Source organism: uncultured Capnocytophaga sp., assembly GCF_938029845.1.
In the GTDB taxonomy this organism is placed as follows: Bacteria; Bacteroidota; Bacteroidia; order Flavobacteriales; family Flavobacteriaceae; genus Capnocytophaga.
Map to the genome: position 1 here is coordinate 1 of NZ_CALHGG010000118.1, position 4,704 is coordinate 4,704.

Sequence of the window (4,704 nt, forward strand, 5' to 3'; positions counted from 1 at the left end):
AGGTTAGAGTCGTTTAAAATACGCTCTAACTGTGCTACCGCTTCCAAAAATTGGGTGGCGTGTTCTCGGTTAGTGAGCTCCTTAGGCAAGAAGTTCCCTTTGCAAAGGGAGGAAAAATTGCTTTGGGCTCTCATTCGGTTTTTGGTGGTTTGGGTGATGAACAGGTAGCATCTGTGGTTTAAGAACGGACGTTCGTTAAAATGCTTTTCGTACGAATGAGAGAGAAAACTCAGATTCTCTCCTTGTAGTTCAGGTTCGTATTGTTCTTTGATAAACCAGTCCTGTTTGTGGATAACGGTATACTGTGGCAATACTTTGATAGCCTTATGCCAAAGTGAGTGGAGTATCTCATAGTCCTCACTCGAAATGGTAAAGAGTTCTGGGAGCTGCACCTCGAAGCCGACGCTGATGTCGGCTTCTTTAGTGAGCAAACAGTCTTGTTCTATAGCAAGAATAGGAAACTTACTCTCTAAGGTGTTGATTTTAGAACTATTTCTCATTGAGGGTTGTTTTAGGTTTAGGGTAACGAATAAATTGGCGTGGTGATCTTTGGTGGCGTAGGTATTTGGGGTGGCGTTTGCGAGCTGCTTGTTTCATCAGGCCGTGTTCACCGTATTTTTGGTTTAGTGAAAAAGTCTGCCAAACCACAAGGCTGACCATACTAACGCCTACCCCCAAGCATACAAAAGAATTGACTCCTACCGTGTAGAGGATCATCACCAAGATGAGCACCGAGAGCAGTCCCCCTGCAAAGATGAAGAGGTACTGCGCTTTGAGTCCTTTGAACTCTACACTTCTGCCGATGCCTTTGTTGATAGAATAGCTGTTTTTTGTCTCCATAATCTATAAGAAGAACGAACGCAAGATAGTAGCCGCTACAATTAGGAAGATACAAGCCCCAAACCAACTGGCAGCCGTTTTGCTGGTATCGGGGTCGCCACTACTAAACTTGTTATACACCTTCACCCCACCGATGAGTCCCACCACAGCCCCTATGGCATAGATGAGCTTGGTAGCAGGGTCAAAATACGAGGTAACCATACGGGTAGCTTCGTTGATACCTCCTACGCCATTGCCCTGAGCAATGGAAAATTGTGTAACTCCTATCATCGTCAGCAGAAGGAGCCGTTTTAGAATTGATTTTCGCTTCATTGATAATCTGTTATTTTAAAATTTGGTGCAAAAGTAAGGGAAGATAAAGAGCTGGGAGAAAGTGTGGTAGCAGGTGGCTGAAAATGGCGGGGGATGGCTTACGATAGTTATAAAAAATGACATTTTGGCAGTTTATATTGTTTTGGCAGTTTTTTTGATATACAAATAAAAAAAGTTTATGGAAAAGAAAAACTATTCTGCTTTATTTGAAAATTTACAACATAGAAGTAATCCTGAAAGGCTACAAGGGATCGTGACAAAATTTTTTTCAGATAACCCTGAAATCAAAGACAATGATATCTTAAAGTATATAACATTGGCAATGAACGGTGTTGGTACTCAATACACTGATAAAAGTAGAGAAGCGGGTGAAAAAGTGAAATTACATCTGCAAGATATTCTTCTAGATGTTGAATATCAATATCAAGGATCTGTAATGACAAACACTCATATCAAAGGGCATAGTGATATTGATTTGCTTGTGATTTCTAATAAGTTTCATACTATTGACAAACAAAAAATTACAGAATTTTTAAACTCAAACAAGTCGTTATCACAAGAGCAAATTCAAAAATTACAAAAAGAATTGTTAGGAAAGAAATACTTTTCTGGGACTAATGATTTAAAACAAAATAGATTGCTATCTGAACAAAAATTATCATTTGTCTATGATATTTGTGATATTACACATCCCAAAGCTATAAAAATAATCAACAAAAGTATCAAGAGAAATGTAGATATTGTAATTGCTAATTGGTATGATGATGCTCAATCCGTTATTAATAATAAGCAAATTGAATATCGAGGGATTCAGATTTATAACAAAAGGAGTAATACAATAGAAAACAGAGATTTCCCTTTTTTAAGTATTCAAAGAATTAATAAAAGAAGTTCAGAAACAAAAGGTCGGTTAAAAAAGATGATCCGTTTTTTGAAAAATTTAAAAGCAGATAGTGATAGAAAAATTGAACTCAGTAGTTTTGATATAAATGCGATCTGTTATAATATAGAAATAGATAAATATTTACATTTGAATAAATATCAATTAGTTGCTATATTATATGAGCAGTTAAATGAATTAGTCTCTAATTCAAACAAGATAAATAGTTTGAAATCTGTTGATGGACATGAATATATTTTTTCCAGAAACAATATAGATAAAAAAGAATCCTTGAAGATACTCCTACAAGAAGTAAAAGCAATTTTTTTTAATCTATGCCAAACAAAATATTTGTAAAATAAAAAATGAGAATAAAAAGAATTTTTATAGGTTCTTCATCAGAAGAATTAGAATTAGCCAAACAAGCTAAAAGACTTTTAGAAAAAGATAATAATTATCAAGTAACTATATGGAATGAAAATATGTGGGATAAGGCAGTTTTTCGTTTAAATAATAGTTACATTTCTTGTATTTATTCCCTTTTTCATCAGATAGACCTCTATTATTAATAATATGTGAGCAAGTTGGCTTTATAAAATTCTCATAATATACAGCAGCTAAGGTTGAAGAGGGGAAAAAATTAATATCTGAATCATTTTGCCGGTCAAAAGAATCTTTTATTAAAATTACTGCATTATTAAAGGAGTTAGGTTCTTTTTCCTTAAAACGTGCTAAAGAAATTCCTTTTACATCTGATAAAATCTTTATTTCTTCATCTACTAAAAAAGCACAATTATTTAGCCCCAATCTTCCTATAAATAAGCCTAATTCAAACAAAACGTTATCTCGAGGTTGAATCACTTCATTCTCTCTAAAAATAACTTTATCATCCTTAGTTCCAATAAGAATACCAAAATCGAAATGTAATGTAGCTCTCATCAAATCATTAAGGTACTATTAAAATAATCATACCTAAAAAACTAACTTCTGATGTTAATAGCCAGTTCCAAAGGATTAAAGCAAAAATTGAGACTAAAGAGTTGTCTTTTGAATATTTAGGAAGACCACGAAATATTAATGTTGAAATAATAGCAGAGGATGGAGAGGTAATGATTATTGATTTTCCTACTATTCTATCTGGTATAAATTATGCAATATCAAATTTGCTACCTCAAGACTTTAACTCTATGTCTGTTGATTATGAAGCTATTTTAAGCAGAGAACTTGAACGCTTTGTATATACACTAAAAAAAATAGCTTTGAGAGATGGGTTTGATGATCTTATTAAGATTGTAGATGAAGATAATTAGTTTTCCTCATACAACAGGATGCTAAAGAAAAACTACTCAGCTTAACAACTATTGAGGACTTGCACTAGCTCTAAGTATAATTATGTTTTCCTTTCAAAACAAACTTAACTCTTAAAATCTTACAATAATGAATCTATCTGACTTCATCAATTTTTACAAAGAAAATCTTACAACAAGAGGCCTTATGAAAAAGAAATATAAGGCACATTATATTATACCTATCATATATCTTCTAATACCTATAATTCTTATGGGTATTAAATATAGGTTTGGATTAGATAGTTTTTGTAGTTATATTATTTTTGTAATGATAACTATTTTTGACATATTATTTCTTATTCTTTCTACTAGAAGACTAATCTTTAAAACAATGAAAGAATTGAATAAAAAATTTATTGTAGAAAAAAAATGCTACTCATTAAATCGTCAAGAGATAAAGAAGTATTTCTTTTCTGAGTTAAAAAAATATTTTAATGATAAAGAAATTTCAGAAAACAAGATAAAGGATATAATTGTTATCTTAAACAAGAAATCGGAAAAAGAGAAAGCTCCTTTTATTATAAGCTCTTCTATATTTTCAGCTATAGCACTAGTTATATTTTCATCTGCATGTAATAGATTTTATGAGCTTGTAGGAAATAATCCTTTGGATATAATAGTGTATACAATTTTATTAACCCCGTTTATATGTTATATAGTCACATATCTTATTTATAGCATTAGAGAAATTTATTTCAATCTGTTTACAAATTATTTGTCTATCAATGGACTTATAGATTTGTTAGAGGAATATGAAATTAATAAACCAACCAAGGAGTGAATTTGTTTAATATTCCTTCAACCCTCTTTAAAGGGGGAAGGTACAAAAAAAGTGACTATAATGTTGTAAATCAGAGATAATTATTTTTCAACCCTTGATTCATATTATAAAAAGATAGTAGAATTTGATATGTAGGAGGCAGGATAGGACATATAAAAATAGTATATTTTTTAGCTACTCCCCCTCACACAAACTCCCTGATATCAAACTCTGTTTTACTCTCTGCAGTTTTAGGCAACGCCTTCTCCAAGAGCGCACTCACTTTAAGAGTCGCTTGGGGTAAGGCTTTTTCTATGGCTTCTAATAGGCTTGTGCCCTCTACTTTTTGTAGTAGCTCTATGTTCTCGGTGGTAACTTCTTCTTTGTCCTCAGAGAGGAAAATAGCTACCTTTTCCAAGTCCTCAAACGAAAGCCCTGTAGCAAAATCATTGTCCTCTGCCTCTGTACGATAACTGCGTAAATCCTCTTCTTCATCTTCAAGGTCTATGGTAGGTTCCTCTTCCCATTCTGTCAGAATATCCTGTTGCTCTTTTTCTGTTAAG

The 4,704-nt window shown here is 32.7% G+C and carries 7 protein-coding genes and 1 pseudogene; 3 read left to right on the top strand and 5 right to left on the bottom strand.

The genetic code is table 11. The features are described from left to right. The 3 genes from Q0625_RS08340 to Q0625_RS08350 form a co-directional block, all read right to left on the bottom strand. Positions 1–500: TraG family conjugative transposon ATPase (locus Q0625_RS08340; protein ID WP_298825754.1), on the bottom strand; the 500-nt coding region annotated here is incomplete at its 3' end. Beyond that, a complete protein-coding gene (locus tag Q0625_RS08345) occupies positions 490–840 on the bottom strand; it encodes a DUF4133 domain-containing protein (protein ID WP_009750754.1) in 351 nt (116 codons plus the stop codon). The genes Q0625_RS08345 and Q0625_RS08340, both read right to left, overlap by 11 nt. A gap of 3 nt (positions 841–843) precedes the next feature. Beyond that, complete coding sequence (locus tag Q0625_RS08350) at positions 844–1,152, bottom strand: DUF4134 domain-containing protein (protein ID WP_009389078.1); 309 nt, start codon at positions 1,150–1,152, stop codon at positions 844–846. Between the two features lie 178 nt (positions 1,153–1,330). Here Q0625_RS08350 and Q0625_RS08355 point away from each other — a divergent pair, with 178 nt between their 5' ends. Beyond that, complete coding sequence (locus Q0625_RS08355; RefSeq protein ID WP_298825758.1) at positions 1,331–2,389, top strand: nucleotidyltransferase domain-containing protein; 1,059 nt, start codon at positions 1,331–1,333, stop codon at positions 2,387–2,389. 108 nt (positions 2,390–2,497) lie between these two features. On the opposite strand, the gene Q0625_RS08360 is transcribed toward Q0625_RS08355, so the two are convergent. Further along, positions 2,498–2,971, bottom strand: coding sequence for a TIR domain-containing protein (locus Q0625_RS08360; RefSeq protein WP_298825761.1), 474 nt, complete (start codon positions 2,969–2,971; stop codon positions 2,498–2,500). Positions 2,972–3,045: 74 nt separating this feature from the next. Here Q0625_RS08360 and Q0625_RS08365 point away from each other — a divergent pair, with 74 nt between their 5' ends. Both Q0625_RS08365 and Q0625_RS08370 read left to right on the top strand, forming a co-directional pair. Then, entirely contained in the window at positions 3,046–3,342 is a 297-nt protein-coding gene (locus Q0625_RS08365; protein ID WP_366125066.1) for an STING domain-containing protein, read from the top strand. Between the two features lie 370 nt (positions 3,343–3,712). Beyond that, entirely contained in the window at positions 3,713–4,162 is a 450-nt protein-coding gene (locus Q0625_RS08370; protein ID WP_298825768.1) for a hypothetical protein, read from the top strand. A 184-nt stretch (positions 4,163–4,346) separates the two neighbouring features. Here Q0625_RS08370 and Q0625_RS08375 read toward each other — a convergent pair. Beyond that, positions 4,347–4,704, bottom strand: a pseudogene (locus Q0625_RS08375) (hypothetical protein); the annotation flags it as partial.

What these genes read in the sequence shown, in the direction of transcription:
- Q0625_RS08370 (WP_298825768.1), top strand. Translation starts at nt 3,713, where the DNA reads ATGAAAGAATTGAATAAAAAATTTATTGTAGAAAAAAAATGCTACTCA.
- Q0625_RS08355 (WP_298825758.1), top strand. Translation starts at nt 1,331, where the DNA reads ATGGAAAAGAAAAACTATTCTGCTTTATTTGAAAATTTACAACATAGA.
- Q0625_RS08350 (WP_009389078.1), bottom strand. Translation starts at nt 1,152, where the DNA reads ATGAAGCGAAAATCAATTCTAAAACGGCTCCTTCTGCTGACGATGATA.
- Q0625_RS08360 (WP_298825761.1), bottom strand. Translation starts at nt 2,971, where the DNA reads ATGAGAGCTACATTACATTTCGATTTTGGTATTCTTATTGGAACTAAG.
- Q0625_RS08345 (WP_009750754.1), bottom strand. Translation starts at nt 840, where the DNA reads ATGGAGACAAAAAACAGCTATTCTATCAACAAAGGCATCGGCAGAAGT.